This is a genomic window from Bdellovibrionales bacterium (assembly GCA_018266295.1).
Taxonomy (GTDB): Bacteria; Bdellovibrionota; Bdellovibrionia; order Bdellovibrionales; family Bdellovibrionaceae; genus JACMRP01.
In genome coordinates this window covers 901,564-921,266 of sequence record JAFEAQ010000011.1, presented here as the reverse complement: position 1 = coordinate 921,266, position 19,703 = coordinate 901,564, and the positions used below count along the sequence as shown (strand labels likewise).

Sequence of the window (19,703 nt, the reverse complement as noted above, 5' to 3'; positions counted from 1 at the left end):
GATTTCACTCGGTGATTTTTTGACACTACTTTTTTCTCGCAGTGTTTTGTTTTTAAAAAGTCTCCCTTGCGGGAACATGCAGAGAAATATTTGAAACGCTCGCGGCTGTCTAGCCCCCTATCGGGACATTGTGTACCGATCCTGGAAGTCGGGACAAATCGTTCCGACGCGCTTGCTTTTCGCCGTAGGACCGGGATATACCGGTCCTATGGAAATCACGATTAAGAATTTATTATTACAAGAACTCACCAGAAGACAGACTCGCAACTCTTCTTATTCTCTGCGTGCCTTCGCTCGTGATCTAGGTATCGGCGCGACGACTCTGTCTGATGTTCTTGCTGACAAGCGCAGCCTCTCTAAGACGAATCTTGGGAAGGTCATGGAAAAATTACTGGTGTCCCCAGTTGAAAAAGAGAAACTCTGGAATGATTACAAAGACAATGTGAATCGTCCTCGGGAATTAGATGATAAGACGGTTCTTGAAGAAGATGTGTTCCGACTTATTGCCGACTGGCATTATGTAGCTGTGCTCAATCTTGCGAACATCAAAAACAATCAAGCGCGTCCCGAGTGGATCGCAGAGCGTCTCGGAATTAAAGTCGAAGAAGCAGAAGATGCCATTGAGAGACTGCAGCGTTTAAAACTTGTGAGAAAAGCTCATGGTCGTCTTGTGCAAACGGGACGCGACTTGGCCACGACCACGGATATTCCCTCGGCGGCGATTCGCAAACATCACAGCCAAAACCTGCGCTTAGCAGAAGAGGCTCTGCATAATGTCCCGGTTGATTTTCGTGAGTTTAGCTCGGTTACTGTCGCAGCCAATCTAGAAAAATTATCAGCGGTGAAACAGATCCTATTAAAAACTCGTAAAAAAATTAACGATCTGCTAGAAACTGGGGAGCCTTCTGAAGTCTACACACTCTCTTTTCAGCTGTTCCCTCTCACAAAACTTCAGAGCACAACGGAGGAAGAAAATGGTTAAGTTTGAATTGAGAAAATGGAATCAGCTTGTCCACGGTTGCTTGCTAGGTGCCGTGATCTCTTTGGCGAGTATGACTTCATTTGCCGGCACTTTCGTGAATAACGGTGGCGGTATCGCCGAGAAGAATGTTCTTTACGCGTACGAAAAGCTCGATACTTATCTTCAGCTTTGCTTAAGTTCTGCGGCCTGCAAGCTTTCGCCGGAACAAGGCAGCTTGTTGTTGCAAATCTATCGTGCTCTTCCGCAAGAGCGCGCGGCAAAACAGTTGTCATTCTCTTCTGAAAAGCAAAATCCAGGCTTCTTTATGATCGACGGCAATGTACGCGTTGCTAAGACCGGTAACGATGTCGGTAGCCCGATCTTTATTAACAGCGATTTGCTTTACACAAAAGGTGACAGCGATAGCTGGGATCCTGTAAGTATTCCGGAAGCAGTGGCGATCTTGGTTCACGAACTTGGGCATCATCAAGGTTACCACAGCCATGAAGAGCTTGATTTGCTCGGAGTGCGCGTTTCTTTGTTATTACAACAGAAGTTCATTTCTACTCCGTTGATTCCTTGGTCTCCGAACGAGATCTCGGCAAGTGTTTTGAATACGAACTTGCTGAACGGCTTCCCGCAGGTTCTTTTGAGTGTTGGCGACGAAGTTTTGGATATCAGCAGCATCTATGCTCGTGAAGTTCACTGCGAGGTGTTCACGATTCCAATACCAATTTTGCCAATCCCTGATTTGGAACTCATCACAAGAACTCCGCGCGGCTCTTTGTTCCATAACCTTCATTGGGAAAAGATCAAAGACAAAGGCGACTATTTAACGGTGCAAATCACGGGCAACGTTTCCAACAATTGCCAATACAAAAACGATATCGGCATCCGTAATAATAATTTCCAGTTGTCGGTTTCTTTCCGTATTAACAAATTGGGCAACAAGTGGGTGACGGATAAGAACTCTATTTCTATGAATCAGTTTAAAGACCCTTGGTGGAAATTGATTAAGTTGCCGGGCACTTAGTTCCGACCATCCAGGTCGGAAGTAGATGTCATAAAGGATTTATACGAGGCCTCTGGTTAAAAACTAGAGGTCTTCTTTTTTGAGCCAGCCCTTGCGGTAGATCCACGCAAGAATTGCAACGGCGATAAAGAACATCACTCCGAGTGTCGTGACGTAACCATGCTCGTGCTTCAGCTCCGGCATGTTTTCGAAGTTCATGCCGTAGATGCCGGCAATAAAGTTCAGCGGCAGGAAGAAGATCGATACGACGGTCAGGATGCGCATGATCTCGTTGGTTTTGAACGAGGCTTCGTTAGTTTTTTGTGACATCAATGACAGATGCAGGTTCAACAGACCCGTGATTTCTTCATAGATATTGTCCGTATAGAAAATCATTCGATCAAGGGGCTCGCGGATTTCACTCACGTCGTCGATCGGGAAGTCCGTGCGGATTTTCAGCTTCATCAGCAGGTCCAGCGTGAATTTAAAGACCTTCCTGTAGGTCGAGGCTTGACGCTTGAGCTTGTAGCCTTCTCTGAGGATATTACGGCGGCGGAGGGCAAAGACACGGCCTTCGATCACCTCGGTTTTGCTTTCGAGGGTTTCAATGGGTCTATCAAAACTAAGGATCACGCCGTTAATCATGTTATGCAGAAAATTAGTTTTTGTGAGATTTTCGAAATTGCATTTCTCGCGGCGGTCTGTGACCGTTTCAATCGGGCCGCGGTGAATCGTCATGACATAATTTTCGCCGACGGCAAAAACCAGTTTGGTGGTCAGGGCCTGCATCGTAAAAGCAGACTCTTTGGCATTGGAGTCGTGGTTACGCAAAATGAAAAATGCGGTGCCCTCGAAAAATTCCGCACGTGGCAAATGCTCGGGATCCAAGCAGTTGGCCAGGGGATGTAGCGGTATGTTGAATTCGCTGGCTAGATTTACGAAATCTTGTTGGCTCGGTCCTTCGATATCAATCCATTTAAAGTCTTGCCATTGATGCTCAAATCGTTTCATGCGTCCTCGCTGGCTAAAAGCTTGCTCCGCCCCAGGGCTTATGTCAATTTAGGGCTTTCCGGGAGATAGTATGAAATACAGCCGCCCCTTAGATGAAGGTGTTTTTTTAAAGCGTTATAAGCGTTTTTTTGCAGATATCGAGTGGAAGGGCGAAACGTTGACGGCCCATGTGCCGAACACCGGCAGCATGAAAAGCGTAAACAATCCCGGCGCGCTTTGTCTGTTTTCTCATAGTGACAATCCCGAAAGAAAATTGAAACAAACTTTGGAGATGATTAAAGCACCGAGCGGTTCTTGGGTTGGAGTGAATACGTCAACACCTAACACCGTTGTCCGTGAAACTCTGATGAGTCTTGTGGGACAAGACAGTGGAAAACTACCGAAAAACTGGCAGCACTGGGCGGGCTTTGACGAAGTAAAGCCTGAGTACAAAATCTCGGCTGAGACCCGTTTGGACTTTGCGCTTTCTAAAAAGAACTCAGATAAAAAACATTTTATTGAAGTGAAGAACGTGACTTTGGCCGAAGGGAAGCTTGCGATGTTTCCGGACGCTGAAACCACGCGGGGCCAGAAGCATTTGCAGGAGCTCATGGATTTGATGGATCAGGGGCATACAGCTGAGATTCTATTCACAATTCAGCGTAGCGATTGCACTGAGTTTTCTCCGGCGGACGAGATCGATCCTGAGTATGGAAAACTGCTTAGAAAAGCGTCTCAAAAAGGGCTAAAGATTTCTCCGTTTATCGTTGACCTCAGTCCTGTGGAAGCCGTGTTGAGCGATAAAGTTCTGCCCGTAAAATTCTAAGCGGTCTTTGGTCAGGATCGGCTTGTTCGTAGTGCAGAGACTCTCTAGAATAGAATCTAGAGGGCGCTCAATGAAATCTGCTATTGTCTTTATACTCATTCTGATTGGTGCTGCTTTTGCTGAAGCGAAAACCGAGATGACTCTTTACGTGTCTAATCACTTGGGCTTTCGTAAGCAAGACGTGATTCGTGTTGAAGGTGCCGGTAAGATATTCTTCAATGACGTTCCCGTGCCTAAAAAGCTCGTTTCGCAGGTTCAGCCATCGCTCAAGACGCTGGCGAAGATGCCCAATGAAAAGCGCCGCTTTTGCTATGAAAATCAATACAACTACACCCTTGATGACAACGGAAAAAAGAAAGAGATCCATGCCTGCGCTGAAGGAAAAGAATTTGCGCGGATAGCGATGGCCTTTTCAAAGATTCAACAAGTGATCGTTAAAAGCGGGAAGTAAGCACCATGAGATATCTGACAACGCTGATTTTATTTCTGAGTTTAAATGCCTGGGGGATGAATGCCGAAGAAGCGGCCGTTATGAAACTCCAAGGCATTCAGCGTGCTCTTGAGGCTATGAGCCTCACAGGAAGCGCGCCGAAGTGCTCGTTCGAGTCCGGTAAAGCCTGCGACTTCTTTAATATGTGTGAGCCGCTAAATGCCAATAGAAAGCAAATTTATGTCTATCAGGATTCTTCCGGACGTAAGTTGATCAACTACAATCTTCTCTATTTGCAGGACAATGTCGAAGGCTGTCTTTCTGTTCACGGAAAAGCCAAGAAGTACGAGACAATCGCGGATCAGGATCCGTTTGCGACTCCGTCACTCCTCGTGGGCCCTGACGGGAAGAAATACGATAAGGTCTTTGCCCAAGAAGACGCACGGGCGAAGCGTATCGGGCAAGACGTTCAGCAGCGCATGGTGAATGTTTTAAAATCCAGAAGAAATTCTAAGAACGCAAAATACATCGATAACATGATTAAAAGAGTCGAAAAAGTTCAATGGACCAGTTTCCGTCCAAAGAGCGAAGAAGAGTTCCTTGAAGAGGGCTGCGTTTTGCCAAATGCGAAGTATATTCCGAGTGGCAATAAGATGCAGCTTTGCCCTCAGCTCCTTGGAATGCCCGATATGGTGTTGATGTCTGTGATCGCGCATGAGTTGGGTCATTCGATTGATTCGTGCTTTTCATCCCTGGCCTTGGTGAATGATTCTGGCGGCCAAGAAAGCCTGAAGGACAGTAAGTGGGCGACGGAAAAATTTGTCCTAGATCCCATCCCTGCTTCGAAAAATCCCTTTGCTGAAGCGATTCAATGTTTGCAGAAACCTCAATCTATGGGGCTTAAGCTGCGCACGAATGCCGATAAAAGAGCGGACCTTGAAAATTATATTGCCGGCCTGGAAAGAGAAGGGGCGGACCCGGACAATGGAGAGCTGCTTCGCTTGAAAAATACAGTGCGTGATTATGAAGACGGGCAAGAGGAAAATCTTTGCGCTGAAAACGACGGTGATGATCAGGCTCATTTTATGCAAGAGGCCTTTGCCGATTGGATGTCGGCGCAGATTATGTCTGGAAAACTCGCTGAGGAAAAAGATCCGGCGAAGGCACAGAAGCAGGCCTTTGAGGCCCAGCTGCTAGGTTTGCAATCTGAATGTCCTTCTTATCAAGCAGATCAGAAAGAAATGGTTTTAAAGCAGATGAAGGCCGCAGGCTGTGAAACGGTTTCCACCGAAGCACTCTTTAGCTTGGATCAAAGCGCGGATAGTGAGAAGCATCCGGGCTGGGCCAAGCGGGTGAATAAAGTGTACCTCGCTGAGCCAGAAGTGCAGAAGGCTTTGAAGTGTCAGCCCGATAAAGGAACGGCAGCTTGTAAGTAAAAGACATAAAAAAACCCGGTTCATCACCGGGTTTTTTATTTTTCAGCTTTGGGCCGAATTACTGTTTCTTAGTCTCGTCAGTTTTACCCAAGTGACGATCGATGATCGTTTTGAATTCTGGGTAAGGATAAGCGCCACGGAGAGAAACACCGTTGATCAAGAAGCCTGGAGTTCCAGAGAAGTTGAACTTCTTAGCTTCTTCCATATCAGCGTTGATACGAGTCATGAGGCTTGGATCTTTCAGATCTTTATCCAATTTCTTCATGTCGGCGCCAACTTTTTTAGCAGTGTTTTTCAAGAACTCTTCACCTTTAGCGCGAAGTTCGCCTTGGTTTTCGAAAACAGCGTCATGGAACTTTTCTGCTTTAGCAGCATCTTGTCTTGCAACCGCTTCGAAGTACTTAGCAGCTGGCATTGCTTGAGGATGGAAATCCAAAGGCAAGTGCTTGAATACGATACGAACATCATTTGGATATTCGCTGCGAACTTGCTTAATAGTTTGGAAACCTTTTGAGCAGTATGGGCACTCGAAATCAGAGTATTCAACGATTGTTACTTTCGCGTCTTTGTTACCAAAGATAACGCGGCCGTCTTCGATCACTGGCTTCAAAGGATTTGCGAACTCTTCGTCACGTTTTTTAGTTTCTTCGGCGATGGCTTTGTCTTGAGATTTTCTTTGAGCTTCTTGAGCAGCTTTATTCACCACTTCGATGAATTGGTCTGGGTACTTTTCGATCGCAACGAAAACGATGCTTGGATCTTTTTCGACAGCGTCCTTAATTTGTTTTGCAGATGGGGCACAGTTAGTGAGTACGAATGCCATCGCAGAAAGTGCGATCAATGCTAATTTGTTCAAAGGAATCCTCCACGATTAAATGAAATTACATAAATTGTTATTTCGTTAAAACACTCTGATTCTTACATAAACTCAAGGGGCTCTGAATCAAAAAACGCAGTTTTTGAGATACTGCGTTAGGGCAAAAGGAAGGACTAAGGTCCAGGTCCGGAAGAGAGTTTCTTTCTTTTCACTCCGAATGAGTCTGCTTACACTAGAAGCATGAAAAATTTATTCCTATTTATTCTTACAGGCTTATTGTGGACATCCGTTTCTTCAGCGGGATTGCTGTTTACGTACTCTCAATTGACTTTGAAGGACCTAGATCAAATGAACGATCTGGCCAAAAAGAAAGTGAAAGAGTTCAAAAAAGACGGATCTGTCGAAATCTTAAAAGAGGCAGTTCAGGCCGTCTACTCGCGCCCAAATGATGACGGAATGGTAGAAAAAGTCATCACTCCGCTGCGCAATGAGTTGGATGAAAATGACCAATGGGAGACGACGATGGACGCTCTGGTGCAAGAGGCTATTGGTGCGTTGAAAAACCCTAAGGCCTTTAAGCCAGTCGTTCAGAACACCTATGCGATCTTCCTTGAAAACGTAGTTGCCGACTTTAAGCCGTTTGCTGAAAAAGAGGGGCACGAACGTCGAGTGATCAAGACCATCGCCGATGCTAAGATCGAGATGAGCAAAGAGGCGATCAATGAGCGTAAGCTCCGTACTATGAGTGTGCACAAGTCACCTTCAGAGCTCGCGTCGAGAGTCCTGAGCGATGTTGCCAAGGCTGAAGCCGAGGCGAAAAAAGCGGAAGAAGACGCTAAAAAGAAAAAGTAATTTGCTAAAACACAATAGCTAGATCAAAGGCCGGAGCTCTCCGGCCTTTTTATTTTGTGCAGCTGTTTTTCGTCTCAGAATGGCTCAAGTTCTCCACGCACACACCGATAAGTTCCTCAGATTCCGAAATGGATTTTGGAAAGAGAGGCTCTTATGTTCTTACAAGGTGATCTTCAAGCGGTATTTGATGCTCTTTATACAATTGGTGCGATTGATCCGGTTTTAAAAATGGACTGGGAACAAGTCACTAATGAAATGGCAGAAAATCCTCAATTGGTCATTGAAGCCATGGAAGTCGTTAATTCTTGTCAGGGGAATCAATCTCTCCTTGTTCAAAAACTTCACATGATGGACTCAAGAGCTGTTAACTACATTGCAATGGAGGTTGCTCGTGAATTCGTTGAATTCCAAGATCGCAGCAGCGATTTGCACTAGTTTATTGCTGATCACTCCAGTGACTCGCGCCTGGGAAGTGGATTTGTCTCGCCGACAACTCGATTTCAATCGCGTGACAGATCAAAGCCGTTTGCCTGCAAGCACAACGACGGATGAAACCCAAAGCCTCTTTGGCCAGGTTTTCGACAGCGTTGAGCCGACTCAGGATATCGTGATTCTTAATACTGAAAAAGGTTTCGTGCCAGACACAATCCGCGTGAAGAAGGGTAATAGCTACCGCATTCACGTTGTGAACGTGAACCAAAAAGATAAAAACGTCAGCTTCGTTTTGGATGCTTTCTCTGAACATCACAATACCGTGTATGGCCAAGAACGCGTTTTCAATTTGAATCCAAAAGCGGATGGTGTGTTCTCGTATCAGTGTCCAGAAACTGCGGTTCAAGGCCGCGTAATTGTGATTTCTAATTCTTCAGATTCCGAGCGTAAACCCGCTTCGAACTAGAGGTTTTCAATGTCGATGGAGCCGTCAAACGTATTCAAAGATGCAATCCGGAACAATTTGGGTCCGGTTTTGCCGTATTTGGAAGACAAGACGGTGTCTGAGATCCTCATCAACGGTCACAAAGAAATTTTCGTTGAGCGCAAAGGCAAACTCGAAAGAGTTCCTGTGAGTTTCACCGACGAAGATGCCCTTCGTGCCGCTGTGAACAGTATCGCTCAAAGTGTCGGCCGTCGTATCAACGACGAAAATCCGCGCCTCGATGCACGCTTGCCGGATGGCTCGCGTATCGCAGCGGTGATTCCGCCGGTTTCCCGTAAGGGCACGACGGTGAGCATCCGTAAATTCACCAACAATAAAATTTCATTCGCAGACTACATTAAATTCGGCGCAATCAGTGAAGATGGCGCGCGTTTCTTGGATATCTGCATGTTCCTGGGTAAAAACATTATCGTCAGCGGTGGTACCGGTTCTGGTAAAACTACGTTGCTGAGCCTTCTCTGCACGCGCATTCCAAAAGGTCAGCGTATCATCGTGATCGAGGACTCGAGCGAATTGCAAGTGGACTACGATCACGTTGTGATGTTTGAAACTCGCCAAGGCAATGAACTCGGTAAGGGTGAAGTGACGATCAAAGATCTTTTAAAGAGCTCTTTACGTCTCCGCCCGGACCGCATCATCGTTGGTGAGGTTCGTTCTTCCGAAGCTTTGGAATTGCTGAACGCAATGAACACCGGCCATAAAGGTTGCATGGGCACAGTCCACGCGAATTCACCAGAAGACGGTATCGTGCGCATTGAAGCTCTCGCTCAGGGCGGGGATTCGCAGATCAGCGAAAAGGCTTTGCGCTCACAAGTGGTGAGCGCGATTGAAATCATTATTCAAGTGTCTCGTTACTCAGACGGTTCACGCCGTATCGGCGCGATCAGTGAAGTTTTGGGAATCTTGCCAGATGGAAACTATGACGTGCGCCACATCTTCCAGATGTCCCGCATGACTCGCAGAGCAGACGGCACTCTCGATGGCAAACTCGAGCCAACGGGCTATATCCCGTCCTTCATGAGCGAGATCATCGACAACAAGCTCCCATTCCCCCAATCCAAATTCAATAAAGCCGCCTAAAAGGTACCAGGTCGCTTTTCAGAATTGACTTCCGAGATTCGGACTAAGCTGCGCTTTGTCTTAAATATATTTACGATAGGCGTCGGTTAAAGGCGTTGTCTCGTCAGCCTTTTAGCAGGACGATGCAGGTATGAAGAATACCACTTGGAACCGACTCTATTCTATTGCGAAACCTGAAATTAAATTTCTGATCTGGGGTTTGATTTTCCTGATCCTTTCCAGTGGTGCTGGGCTTGCGTATCCGCAGATGGTGCGCTGGATGGTCGACAATGTTCTTCAGCCGAAGCGCATGGATTTGCTTTTGCCGGTGGTGCTGGGACTCTTTGCCGCGTTCACATTGCAAGGCATTGCTTCGAGTGCGCGCTATTATCTTTTCACCCTGAGCGGTGAGCGCATGGTGATCCGCCTGCGCAAACGCCTTTACAGCCAAATCCTTTCACAAGAAGTGTCATTCTTTGATTTTAACCGCACCGGGGACCTAATGAGCCGCCTGTCTTCGGACTGCACGACTTTGCAAAACACCGTGAGCGTGAATGTATCGCAAGGTTTGCGCAACTTGGGCCAAGTCGTCGGCGGACTCGCATTTATGTTTTATACTTCATGGAAGCTGTCGTCGCTGATGCTGGTATTGATTCCGCCAATCGCGCTCGTGACGGCGATCTTTGGTAAAAACATTCGTAAGTACTCGAAAGAATCCCAGGCAGCCCTTGCAGATGCCAGCATCGTCGCTGATGAGACGATCTCGGGTGTACGTACGGTGAAGTCCTTTGTTCAAGAAGCCAACGAAACGAGCCGCTACAACGAAGCGATGGAAGTGGCACTCAAATTTGTTCGCCTCCGTATTCGTGCGATTGCTATTTTCATGACAATCGCGATGATCGTGGGCTTGGGCGCGATTTCTTTCGTGTTGTGGTATGGAGGCCGTGAGGTCGTTCTCGATCACTTGTCGATCGGGGATATTACTCAGTTCTTGTTATACTTGATGCTCGTTGCAATCGGTGTCGGCAGTCTTGCGAGTCTTTGGGGTGACATGATGGCCGGCATCGGAGCCAGTCAGCGCGTGTTTGAAATCCTGGAGAGAACTCCGGCCGTTGTTGACGAGGGCCGCACGCTCGACACATTCCGCGGTGAAGTGAGTTTTAATAGCGTCGGATTTAAGTATCCTTCTCGTCAAGATATTGAAGTGCTCAAAGGGATTGATCTGCAAATTCATCCGGGGCAAGTGGTGGCTCTGGTCGGCTCTTCAGGCAGCGGTAAAACCACGATCGCGAGTCTTTTGCCAAGGTTCTATGAACCCAGCTCCGGAGAAATTCTTTTGGACGGTGAGAAGCTCAGCTCGTTGAAACCAGGCTGGCTGCGCGAGCAGATCGGGATGGTTTCACAAGAGCCGATTCTGATTTCATCCACCATCGAAGAAAACATCCGCTACGGAAAACCAAATGCGACGAAGCAAGAGGTTGAAGAAGCCGCAAAAGCCGCGAACGCTCTCGAATTCATAGAGCGTTTCCCTGAAGGATTCCAAACCCGTGTCGGCGAAAAAGGTCTGCAGCTTTCCGGCGGGCAAAAGCAGCGCGTGGCCATCGCGCGCGCGGTTTTGAAGAACCCAAAGATGCTGATCCTCGATGAAGCGACCAGCAATCTCGATACGGCGAGCGAGTATCTGGTCCAAGAAGCCTTGCAAAGACTCATGGTGAATCGCACCACACTTGTCATTGCCCATCGTCTGGCCACCGTGAAGAACGCGGATGTGATTTTCGTTGTCCACGAAGGCCGTATTGTGCAGAGAGGCACCCATGACGAGCTTGTCGCCAAGCCGGAAGGGCTTTACTATCAACTATTACAAAGACAATTTCAGTAGGGGAGTACTATGAGAAACATCATGAGCGAAAACCGCATCGACAGCAACGCCCTCAAAGCCATTGAAGGCTTTCACACTGAGATCGTTGCAGAAGTTGAAAAAGCTATTGCGACTCACGAGTGGGTGATCGTCGGCATGGCTCAAAACCCGGTCGTAAAGAAAGCCCGTAAATATCTTTTCGATAAAGGCATTCCATTTCACTACATCGAGCACGGCAGTTATTTTTCTAAATGGAAACAGCGCTTAGCGATCAAACTCTGGTCCGGCTGGCCGACCTTTCCGCAAGTTTTCCACAGGGGAAAACTCATCGGGGGCTTTGCTGATTTGAAAAAATACAACCCGCCAGCGAATTAAAATAAAAAAACCCGCGTTCATCACGCGGGTTTCATTTTTCGATTCTAAAAAACTAGTGCGACCAAGAATTAATGAACGTGTGAATATCAGACAACGCTTGATTGTACTGATTCACTTCTGCTTGATGTAGCTGCTGATCTTTTGCAGCGTCGCCGGTCTTTGGTTCAACACCACGAGTAGTTACATCGCAATCACGTTCTGCAGAACGCTGAATGCGCTGCCAGTTTTTCAAAGCGACACCTGTATCGAGTTGCTCAACGGGGCTGTCTTCTGTCGGAATAAAACCTGTCGTTTTCAAGGCAATCTTGCCAGCAAATGGCAACTTCGCGATGAAATCGATGTTTTTATTGTACTCCACAGCCTGAGCCACTTTGCCGGAATTATCGAGGGGCTTCGACAGCAAGCTTGCATCGAGCAAAACGTCGCGAGTGAATTGCACACGCAACATCAAGATCGAGTAAACTGTGTTCTCGTAGCGGCCAGAGTTGTAAACCTGGCTCTCGATCATTTCTTGGATCGCTTTCTGAGGCAAGAAACCCGCCACAACCTGCAACGCCATCAAAACGGCCGTCTTGTCGTGATTGATGTCGAGGATCTCATCTTGAGTGTAAGGAATTTCGTTACCGCTCGCATCGACTTTATGAGCCGGAAGAACTTCGTCGATTTCTTTGAGCCATAGGTAAGCAAGCTCGACGAAATCCTGAGAAGGAATCGCTTCAGCAAGTTTCTTTCCATAAGGCATCATACGAGTCGGAATCGGGAAAAGATTCGCGGTGTTTTCAGGCTTCAACAAATTTTCGAAAGGGATCAGCTGTTTTTGCTGATCAATTCCGTCATTTGTGTGGTTCATGTTGTCGATCATCTTTTCCATGTTCTCGTTTGTCTTGTCCATCTTCGATGGCATGTCGATCATGCCACAACCCGAGAACAACAAACCAAAAACAGCGATACATAATACTTGTTTCATTTTTTATTCCTGAAGAAGAGATTTTTTCAAAGCAGCGATGCCGTCGTCAGCTGGGTTACCGAGCCACATAGAGAACACATCGTGAGTCAGACCTTTATCGCCTTTAACAGTCACTTGCTTGCCCGCGGTGTCTTCGTAGATCAAAGTTTCAGTGCCGTCAGAGTGTTTGTTCGCAACGAAAGTCAAAGTGCCGTTTGCAGTCGCATCGCCACCTTTTTCAACCGCAGCCAAGAGTTGCTTGATGGCTGGATTGTTGATGTCGACGTTGTTTGCATCAAAAGCATCACGGAAAGAAACCTTCACTTTATCAGCCTCCACAGAGCGCAAGAAAGAAAGCTGCATTGCCACGGTTTGGCTGTCCTCTAAGGATTTCAGGGCATCAGCGTCTTTGCGGACAAATGAGTTCGGATTGCTCACCAATAGTTGCGCCACATAAACTTTTACGTTCGCTACGAGAACTTTTTTGCTGCGAAGTCCCGAACCGACCGTCGTCAGTTGGAAATCCTTGCCATCAATTGTGGCTGTGCCGCCGGTGGAGATAGTGACACCGTTATTAGATTTTTGACCCGGATCGAGTTTCAAAAGAGCTGCGTTTGCAGAGAGACCAAGAGACAAAATAGCCGTCAAAGCGATCAAAGCTGATTTCATAAAACCTCCTAGAGTTTTAGCTCGCATGGATCTAGGCTTCTCGACTAGGGAAGTCAAATGAGTAAAGCGTCACTCGGAACACATAACTCCGTAAAATGTTCGAAAATTAAGCAGAGCGGCTAAAATTTGCGCGATGCGGAGAGAATATGAAAACCCCTTACATTCCAAGGGTCGCCATTTTCTATTCGCAATCCAAAACCTTTTAAGCTACAAGTTTTTCCGTGCACTTTAGTTGTAAAATTTCTAACTCCATTTTGACTTACCTTGAAGATCAAGGTGAGGATCTGTCTGGTCTTTATGAACAGCAGACGCCGCTCCCATTGGAGCTGATGCGGGACCCGTCCTACTGGATGAGTGCGCCCGATATGGAGTCTTTCTTGGAGTCTTTGTTGCGTATGCCGCTGAAAAGCAGCGACAGCAATTTGCTTCAGAAAGTAGGCCATAGCGGCCCTGAGATTCGCGCGTGGGGAGTTCTCGATTCTGTGTTGAGAATGATGCCGAGACCTCAGGAAATTTTCAACCAACCCGAGAGATTCCTATCACACTTTATCTCTCCGGAACCGCCTGTAGAAAATCTTCGCAGAGATGAGAGTTCGATCTCCTTTGATCTACCTCTGCCAGCAGAGCAATATCCTCACGTCACCACTTACCTGAAAGCGGCCTTCGAGTCGTTGCCAGTTTACGTGGGACAAAACCTGGCGACGTGTGAATGGACTGGAATCCATTTGGAGCTCCATTGGTCTGAGTCGCAAAAATCGATTTTTGAAATTGATCCCGGTCACCAGATCAGCCCACAGCTGATGCACTCGGTGATCGAGGAGTTGCAAAAACACCAACGCGAGTTGGAAGAACGCAACTGTGAACTGCAAAAGAAAAATGAGGAGCTCTTGCAGGCTCACATGGATCTGCAGGCTCACTTGCGTGAAAAGGCGCCGTCACTGTTGCCACAAATCGGTCCGTTATCGAATATGGATTTCGATAGCCAAGGCCCGGGCTATGTGATCGGCCAAAACACCGCGCGCTTGCATGACTACATGGTGCGTGCGCAACAGCTCGTGACGATGCTCGCCGCTCAAGGGAAAATGACCCCTGGAGTGAAAGAGGCCATGAGACGTGTCGACTGGGAACACGTAAAAACCCAGTACCCAAAAACTATCTCAGACATCATGGATTCTCTGAGAGGTTTGCAATCACAACTCATACAAAAAAATAACAAAGAGGAAGTTACCAATGTCTGAGATTACGAATGTCGTCTCCCGTGAGATTTTAGATAGCCGTGGAAACCCAACAGTTGAGGTTGAGGTTCACACGAGCCTTGGCAACATCGGCCGTGCCGCTGTTCCATCAGGTGCATCAACGGGTGCTCACGAAGCTTGCGAGCTTCGCGATGGCGACAAAAAACGTTTTCAAGGCAAAGGTGTTTTCAAAGCCGTAGATAACGTTCGCGAGAAGCTTGCTCCAGAAATCATGGGCTTGCCAGTGACGGACCAAGTTTACATCGACAAAATCTTGCGCGAAGTGGACGGCACTGAAAATAAATCAAACTTGGGGGCGAACGCGATCCTGGGTGTGTCTTTGGCGGTGGCGAAAGCGGCGGCTTTGGACGTGAAACTTCCTTTGTACCGTTATGTCGGTGGCTCACAAGCTTGCCGCCTTCCGGTTCCTTTGATGAATCTCATCAACGGCGGTGCTCACGCCAATAACGGCATGGACGTTCAAGAGTTCATGATCGTGCCGACGGTGAATAACTCTTACGCGGAATCTCTCCGTGCAGGCGCTGAGATCTTCCACACGCTCAAAAAAATCCTTGGTAAAAAAGGTCTTTCAACGGCAGTCGGTGACGAAGGTGGTTTCGCTCCTAAGCTCGGTACGAACCAAGAAGCTTTGGACCTGTTGGTTGAAGCGATTCACGAAGCAGGCTATGAGCCAGGTCAGAACGTGTTCTTGGCTTTGGACGTTGCTGCGACTGAAATGTACAAAGACGGTAAATACCAATGGCAGGGCAATTTGATCACTGCGAAAGAATTGCAAGCTGTTTACAAATCTTGGTCTGAAAAATATCCGCTCGTTTCTATCGAAGACGGTTTCTCTGAAGACGACTGGGACGGTTGGGCAGCGACGACTGCTGAGCTGGGCTCGCACTTGCAATTGGTGGGCGACGATTTGTTCGTAACCAATCCAAAACGTCTGCGTATGGGGATTGAAAAGAAAACGGCAAATGCATTGCTCGTGAAAGTAAACCAAATCGGAACGCTCACAGAGACTTTCGAAGCCGTGAATCTCGCGCAAAGAAATAAGTATAAAACTGTGATGTCTCACCGTTCTGGTGAAACAGAAGATACAACGATCGCGGACTTGGCAGTGGCTTTGAACTGCCAACAAATCAAAACGGGCAGCTTGTGCCGTTCTGAACGTATCGCGAAGTACAACCAATTGCTCAGAATCGAAGAAGATCTCGCGGGCATGGGTATTTACTGGGATAAAGCAGCCTTCCGCTAGGGAAGGCTCTCGGAGGCGCCATGTGGGGACTCTCGCAACCTTGGTGGGAATTCGTTTTTCGTGGTGCCGTCATTTACACTTTCGTTTTTATTCTCTTTAGACTGACCGGCAAACGCCAAGTAGGTCAGCTGACTCCCTTCGATCTCGTTCTTTTACTCCTGATTGGTAATGCCGTTCAAAACTCGATGAATGCCGGTGATAACTCCATCACGGGCGGGTTGATTCTTTCCATCACCCTGGTGGCTTTGAACGTGGGAGTTGATCGTTTAACCTTTGCTTCAAAGAAAATCCAGCAGGTCGTCGAGGGCAGCCCGAAGGTGCTCATTCATAACGGCAAAGTAAATCATGAGATGTTGGATCATGAAAAGGTCACGATGCGTGATCTTGAGCTCGCTCTTCGTCAAGAAGGTGTCATGGACACGGCCACGGTTCGCTTTGCGATTCTTGAAAGCAATGGCCAGATTTCTGTAATCAAAAAAGAAAATAGCTAATTACTCCTGCAAAAGCTGAAGCTGTTCGCGGGCGCCTTGGAATTGTGGGTCGATCTCGAGGGCTTTTTCAAGCGCAGCTTTACCTTCAGCAGTTTGGCCTTTTTTCACCAGAGTCATGCCTAAGCCAAAAACTCCATGCACAAATCGCGGATTAATTTCTAAACTGCGACGGAAGAGAGCTTCTGCCTGATCGTAGCTGCCCGCATCCAGCAATAACAACCCCATATTGTACAAAGTGACGATGTCGTTGGGATTTATCTCCAAAGCCTTCTTATATGATTCAAAAGCCTTTTGTGGGCTATGCCCCTGGTAGCGCGGGTTTTGAAAAATCAGAGCCAGCTTCGTGTGAATAAAGGCGTCGTCCGGATATTGAAGCAAAATGTCTTCATAGATTTTTCGTGCTTCTTCGTAGCGGCCTTGCTGATCATACGTATAGGCAATGTTCGCTCGCGCCCGTTTGCTGTGCGGATATTGGTGAACAGACTCGAGCCACAGTAGCTCGGGGTTTGCGTAGACCTCGCTGCGGCCCCAGCTGACCGCCGTCAGAAGAACAAGGATCACCGAGCCCACAATCACGCCGAGATGCTTTTTCGGGATGCGTGTGAGTAACAAACCAAAAAGAGCGGCGAAAGCGACACTTCCCATATAAACGCGTCTTTCGACAAAGAGATCCACCGTTGGAACAAAACTGCTGGTCGGCGATAGAGTGATTAAAAAGAAAATCCAGAACCATGCACTCAGTTTCGCAATCCAGGGGATGTTCTTTTTATATAGGAACTTAAGCGCCACGAGTGCGAGACTCGTAATGAGAAGCCATGAAAGCGCGATCACCCATAGTTGATAAGCGGAGGGGATCGGTGCGTGATCGAGAGCCAGTCCCGTCGGGATCAGCGTCAGCATCACATATTTTAAAATCATGGGGCCCTGAAGCTTTAAATAGTCGAGAGCCGCGTATGTATTGCCAGTCCCCTCGAGGTCGCCAATACCGCCAAAGAATACGTAGCGGAACACGACGTAAACGACTGCAAGTGTTGCAAAGCCCGCGTACTGATAAACGCGCTTGCGGTGGACTTGATTCAGTAAGAAGTCTGTCACCAGGATTAAGGCCGGCAGGACAATCGCGCTTTGCTTTGAAAAGAGCGCGCAAAAGAACAGAACCATTGAGGCCGCATAAGCCGCCGGTTTTGTGCTGGGCTCGCGAACAAAGATGTACACCGCTGAGAGCACAAAGAAAGCGGCAATCACATCTGAAAACGCAAATGCATATAGAACCGTGCCGCTATTGATCGGCACCATCAAAAAGAAAAAAGCTGCCAGCACGCCTGGTACAACGGATTCGCTTTTAAAAACTCTGCGAGTAAAAAGGCCCACCAGTAAAAAGACGAGCATGGCATTTAAGCTATGAAACAAGCTGCTGGTCACGTGAAAAGGCCAAGGCTGGCCGTCGCCGATCTGATAGCACAGGCGGTAAATCAAGAACGTCAGCGGACGTGAGGGATCATTACGAAGTAAATTGGTGGCGTTCTGGGTGTATGGGTAAAGCAATGTTTCGGCAATGCTCGAGCCGGGCTTGAGATCACTGTTTTCCTGGAGTTTGAGAATGTCGTCGAAAACAAAGGGATTGCTCCAGCTGATCAAGCTATAAAACAAGGTACCGCAGATGAAGATGGCTAGCAGGCAAAGACTGTTTCTAGATCTCATATAATCATTTTTGAGGAAAGACTGTGATTCTTCAACCTTTTCGTGGGCTCCCGGAGCATGGTCTGTTCGGGTGTTTTGACACTGCGGCAACGTGAGTATGATGATGACCGTGCCGGTTTTTTGATAATAGAACTTTGGGTCTAAGTATCAGTACGTATAGGGGGATACCATGAAGTCTTTTGTTATTATTTTAGCTACGGCTTTCCTGAGCACTCACGTGTTTGCTCAGACTTTGGATGCCAATCAAAAAGTTCGCTTGAAGCAAGAGATTGATTATATCGGTTCGCTCTATGGCAGCGTTTATGCTCCTAAAGCGTGGAAGGAATCCCACCTCGGCTGGAATCTTCCTGCGGAGATCGCAACGGCTCAAACGAAGCTTGCGATGGCGCAAAACATGCACGAAGCTCGCGCCGCGGTTGCGGGCTTGATTAAGTCGACGAAGGACTACCATGTTTCTTTTTCGTTCTATTCCACTGAAAAAGCGACTTTGCCTTTTCAAGTCAAGACTGTTGAAGGCAAAACTCTGATCGTATACATCGATCGCGATAAGCTTTCTGAGACGGCATTCCCGTTTGAAGTCGGTGATGAAGTTCTGACTTTGGAACAAACTCCAGTGGCTCAGGTTCTTAAAGAGTTGATCCAAGACGGCGGCCCAAATATTCCAGAAACAGATTTGGCAGTTGCTGATTTGATGCTGACTCGCCGTGGAGCTCGCTCGAACTTGATCGTGCCCCATGGCCCGGTGACGTTGTCGATTAAGCGCGCGGCAGACGATACTGTCGGCAGCATTTCTTTGGCGTGGGAATACACTCCAGAACAACTCGTGCCGGCTCAGTTCCAGCCATTTGCTTTGAAACAACAACAGCAACCACTGGTGACTTCGCCAATGTTTGGCCCGGTTTATTCTGAGCTTGCTTCAGAAACTGCGGCAAATCCATATGGCCTTGGCGGTAAAAAATCTTTCTTGCCTGATTTCGGTACGCGTATTTGGCAAACGGCGGATGACAATGAGTTCGATGCTTATATTTATTTGAATAACGACGGCAAATTGATCGGTGTTGTTCGTATCCCAGGCTATATTGTTGCAGATTACGATAAAGCAGTGAAAGACTTCGCGGGTATCATTGCCCATTTAGAAAAGAACACGTCGGCTTTGGTGATTGATCAAAATAACAATCCTGGCGGTTCGGTGTTCTATCTCTATGCTTTGTCTTCAATGCTTTCGGACCAGCCTTTGACGGTGCCTCGTCATCGCATTGCTTTGTCTCCAGGGGGCGCGAAAGAGTGCCTCGATATGATCGAGCAGATGAAATCGATCAAGACGGATGCAGACGCTGTTGAGAAAATGAAAGACTTGAGCGGTCTTCCAGCGACTTACCAGTTGGCCATCGGAATGCAGAACCATTGCCGCGAGTTCTTAAGCGAGTTCCATCAAGGTGTGAACCTTTCAAGCCCCCTTTATTTGTGGGGCGTTGATAAAGTAAATCCAAATCCGACTCACTACACGAAGCCAATCGTGTTCCTCGTGAATCAGCTGGATTTTTCTGGCGGTGATTTCATGCCGGCGACTTTGCAGGATAATAAGCGCGTAACGGTCGTTGGAACTCGTACGGCGGGTGCTGGTGGTTTCGTTCTTCAGTCGAACTTCCCGAATAGCTTTGGCCTTGAGATGGTGACATTCACAGGTTCTATCGCGGAGCGTGTGGATAAGAATCCGATTGAGAACCTTGGCGTGACTCCGGATGTTTCATTGCCAATCACAGTTGATGACATTCGCAGCGGTTACAAGTCTTACATCAGCCAAGTACAAGCTGTTTTGAAATCAGTCATTAAGTAGTTGAATC

The 19,703-nt window shown here is 47.6% G+C and carries 20 protein-coding genes; 15 read left to right on the top strand and 5 right to left on the bottom strand.

The features are described 5' to 3' along the window. The first annotated feature begins 208 nt into the window (after positions 1–208). Positions 209–982 carry a DUF4423 domain-containing protein gene (locus tag JSU04_13230; GenBank protein MBS1971265.1) on the top strand — a complete coding sequence of 258 codons (774 nt, stop codon included), beginning with the start codon at positions 209–211 and terminating at the stop codon, positions 980–982. Then, on the top strand, positions 975–1,994 hold the full coding sequence (locus tag JSU04_13225; protein MBS1971264.1) for a hypothetical protein: 1,020 nt from the start codon (positions 975–977) through the stop codon (positions 1,992–1,994). The genes JSU04_13230 and JSU04_13225 overlap by 8 nt, the downstream gene beginning before the upstream one ends. A gap of 63 nt (positions 1,995–2,057) precedes the next feature. Here the strand turns inward: JSU04_13225 and JSU04_13220 are convergent, their stop codons facing one another. Further along, a complete protein-coding gene (locus JSU04_13220) occupies positions 2,058–2,984 on the bottom strand; it encodes a magnesium and cobalt transport protein (protein ID MBS1971263.1) in 927 nt (308 codons plus the stop codon). 70 nt (positions 2,985–3,054) lie between these two features. Here JSU04_13220 and sfsA point away from each other — a divergent pair, with 70 nt between their 5' ends. The 3 genes from sfsA to JSU04_13205 all read left to right on the top strand — a co-directional run bounded on the left by sfsA (position 3,055) and on the right by JSU04_13205 (position 5,655). Then, positions 3,055–3,789, top strand: coding sequence for a DNA/RNA nuclease SfsA (sfsA, locus tag JSU04_13215; protein MBS1971262.1), 735 nt, complete (start codon positions 3,055–3,057; stop codon positions 3,787–3,789). Positions 3,790–3,859: 70 nt separating this feature from the next. Next, the gene (locus JSU04_13210; GenBank protein ID MBS1971261.1) at positions 3,860–4,240 is read left to right on the top strand and encodes a hypothetical protein; all 381 of its coding nucleotides are present in this window, start codon (positions 3,860–3,862) and stop codon (positions 4,238–4,240) included. Positions 4,241–4,245: 5 nt separating this feature from the next. Beyond that, entirely contained in the window at positions 4,246–5,655 is a 1,410-nt protein-coding gene (locus JSU04_13205; protein ID MBS1971260.1) for a hypothetical protein, read from the top strand. A 58-nt stretch (positions 5,656–5,713) separates the two neighbouring features. Here the strand turns inward: JSU04_13205 and JSU04_13200 are convergent, their stop codons facing one another. Then, complete coding sequence (locus tag JSU04_13200) at positions 5,714–6,478, bottom strand: thioredoxin domain-containing protein (protein ID MBS1971259.1); 765 nt, start codon at positions 6,476–6,478, stop codon at positions 5,714–5,716. Between the two features lie 234 nt (positions 6,479–6,712). Here JSU04_13200 and JSU04_13195 point away from each other — a divergent pair, with 234 nt between their 5' ends. From JSU04_13195 to JSU04_13170, 6 genes are all read left to right on the top strand, one after another. Continuing rightward, positions 6,713–7,324, top strand: a complete 612-nt coding sequence (locus tag JSU04_13195) for a hypothetical protein (protein MBS1971258.1) — start codon at positions 6,713–6,715, stop codon at positions 7,322–7,324. Positions 7,325–7,477: 153 nt separating this feature from the next. After that, on the top strand, positions 7,478–7,759 hold the full coding sequence (locus JSU04_13190; protein ID MBS1971257.1) for a cytochrome: 282 nt from the start codon (positions 7,478–7,480) through the stop codon (positions 7,757–7,759). A gap of 7 nt (positions 7,760–7,766) precedes the next feature. Further along, entirely contained in the window at positions 7,767–8,222 is a 456-nt protein-coding gene (locus JSU04_13185; protein ID MBS1971256.1) for a cupredoxin domain-containing protein, read from the top strand. A 9-nt stretch (positions 8,223–8,231) separates the two neighbouring features. Beyond that, positions 8,232–9,341 (top strand): CpaF family protein, encoded by a 1,110-nt coding sequence (locus JSU04_13180; protein ID MBS1971255.1) that lies wholly within the window; start codon positions 8,232–8,234, stop codon positions 9,339–9,341. Between the two features lie 130 nt (positions 9,342–9,471). Then, positions 9,472–11,199, top strand: a complete 1,728-nt coding sequence (locus JSU04_13175) for an ATP-binding cassette domain-containing protein (protein ID MBS1971254.1) — start codon at positions 9,472–9,474, stop codon at positions 11,197–11,199. A gap of 9 nt (positions 11,200–11,208) precedes the next feature. After that, positions 11,209–11,553 (top strand): glutaredoxin, encoded by a 345-nt coding sequence (locus JSU04_13170; protein ID MBS1971253.1) that lies wholly within the window; start codon positions 11,209–11,211, stop codon positions 11,551–11,553. Positions 11,554–11,605: 52 nt separating this feature from the next. On the opposite strand, the gene JSU04_13165 is transcribed toward JSU04_13170, so the two are convergent. Both JSU04_13165 and JSU04_13160 read right to left on the bottom strand, forming a co-directional pair. Beyond that, complete coding sequence (locus tag JSU04_13165) at positions 11,606–12,520, bottom strand: hypothetical protein (protein MBS1971252.1); 915 nt, start codon at positions 12,518–12,520, stop codon at positions 11,606–11,608. 3 nt (positions 12,521–12,523) lie between these two features. Further along, positions 12,524–13,168 (bottom strand): chalcone isomerase family protein, encoded by a 645-nt coding sequence (locus JSU04_13160; protein MBS1971251.1) that lies wholly within the window; start codon positions 13,166–13,168, stop codon positions 12,524–12,526. Between the two features lie 221 nt (positions 13,169–13,389). On the opposite strand from JSU04_13160, the gene JSU04_13155 reads away from it, so the two are divergent. Genes JSU04_13155 through JSU04_13145 form a run of 3 tightly spaced genes read left to right on the top strand, consistent with a single transcriptional unit; the run spans position 13,390 to position 16,158 of the window. Next, positions 13,390–14,406 (top strand): hypothetical protein, encoded by a 1,017-nt coding sequence (locus JSU04_13155; protein ID MBS1971250.1) that lies wholly within the window; start codon positions 13,390–13,392, stop codon positions 14,404–14,406. Next, on the top strand, positions 14,399–15,667 hold the full coding sequence (gene eno / locus JSU04_13150) for a phosphopyruvate hydratase (GenBank protein MBS1971249.1): 1,269 nt from the start codon (positions 14,399–14,401) through the stop codon (positions 15,665–15,667). The genes JSU04_13155 and eno overlap by 8 nt, the downstream gene beginning before the upstream one ends. Positions 15,668–15,687: 20 nt before the next feature. After that, positions 15,688–16,158 (top strand): DUF421 domain-containing protein, encoded by a 471-nt coding sequence (locus JSU04_13145; GenBank protein ID MBS1971248.1) that lies wholly within the window; start codon positions 15,688–15,690, stop codon positions 16,156–16,158. On the opposite strand, the gene JSU04_13140 is transcribed toward JSU04_13145, so the two are convergent. After that, a complete protein-coding gene (locus tag JSU04_13140; protein ID MBS1971247.1) occupies positions 16,159–17,859 on the bottom strand; it encodes a tetratricopeptide repeat protein in 1,701 nt (566 codons plus the stop codon). 169 nt (positions 17,860–18,028) lie between these two features. On the opposite strand from JSU04_13140, the gene JSU04_13135 reads away from it, so the two are divergent. Continuing rightward, a complete protein-coding gene (locus JSU04_13135; GenBank protein MBS1971246.1) occupies positions 18,029–19,696 on the top strand; it encodes a protease-like activity factor CPAF in 1,668 nt (555 codons plus the stop codon). Positions 19,697–19,703 lie beyond the last annotated feature (7 nt).

Coding starts and splice junctions, on each gene's coding strand:
- sfsA (MBS1971262.1), top strand. CDS start 3,055: ATGAAATACAGCCGCCCCTTAGATGAAGGTGTTTTTTTAAAGCGTTAT.
- JSU04_13200 (MBS1971259.1), bottom strand. CDS start 6,478: ATGGCATTCGTACTCACTAACTGTGCCCCATCTGCAAAACAAATTAAG.
- JSU04_13140 (MBS1971247.1), bottom strand. CDS start 17,859: ATGAGATCTAGAAACAGTCTTTGCCTGCTAGCCATCTTCATCTGCGGT.
- JSU04_13230 (MBS1971265.1), top strand. CDS start 209: ATGGAAATCACGATTAAGAATTTATTATTACAAGAACTCACCAGAAGA.
- JSU04_13190 (MBS1971257.1), top strand. CDS start 7,478: ATGTTCTTACAAGGTGATCTTCAAGCGGTATTTGATGCTCTTTATACA.
- JSU04_13205 (MBS1971260.1), top strand. CDS start 4,246: ATGAGATATCTGACAACGCTGATTTTATTTCTGAGTTTAAATGCCTGG.
- JSU04_13165 (MBS1971252.1), bottom strand. CDS start 12,520: ATGAAACAAGTATTATGTATCGCTGTTTTTGGTTTGTTGTTCTCGGGT.
- JSU04_13135 (MBS1971246.1), top strand. CDS start 18,029: ATGAAGTCTTTTGTTATTATTTTAGCTACGGCTTTCCTGAGCACTCAC.
- JSU04_13145 (MBS1971248.1), top strand. CDS start 15,688: ATGTGGGGACTCTCGCAACCTTGGTGGGAATTCGTTTTTCGTGGTGCC.
- JSU04_13210 (MBS1971261.1), top strand. CDS start 3,860: ATGAAATCTGCTATTGTCTTTATACTCATTCTGATTGGTGCTGCTTTT.
- JSU04_13180 (MBS1971255.1), top strand. CDS start 8,232: ATGTCGATGGAGCCGTCAAACGTATTCAAAGATGCAATCCGGAACAAT.
- JSU04_13220 (MBS1971263.1), bottom strand. CDS start 2,984: ATGAAACGATTTGAGCATCAATGGCAAGACTTTAAATGGATTGATATC.
- JSU04_13195 (MBS1971258.1), top strand. CDS start 6,713: ATGAAAAATTTATTCCTATTTATTCTTACAGGCTTATTGTGGACATCC.
- eno (MBS1971249.1), top strand. CDS start 14,399: ATGTCTGAGATTACGAATGTCGTCTCCCGTGAGATTTTAGATAGCCGT.
- JSU04_13225 (MBS1971264.1), top strand. CDS start 975: ATGGTTAAGTTTGAATTGAGAAAATGGAATCAGCTTGTCCACGGTTGC.
- JSU04_13170 (MBS1971253.1), top strand. CDS start 11,209: ATGAGAAACATCATGAGCGAAAACCGCATCGACAGCAACGCCCTCAAA.
- JSU04_13175 (MBS1971254.1), top strand. CDS start 9,472: ATGAAGAATACCACTTGGAACCGACTCTATTCTATTGCGAAACCTGAA.
- JSU04_13160 (MBS1971251.1), bottom strand. CDS start 13,168: ATGAAATCAGCTTTGATCGCTTTGACGGCTATTTTGTCTCTTGGTCTC.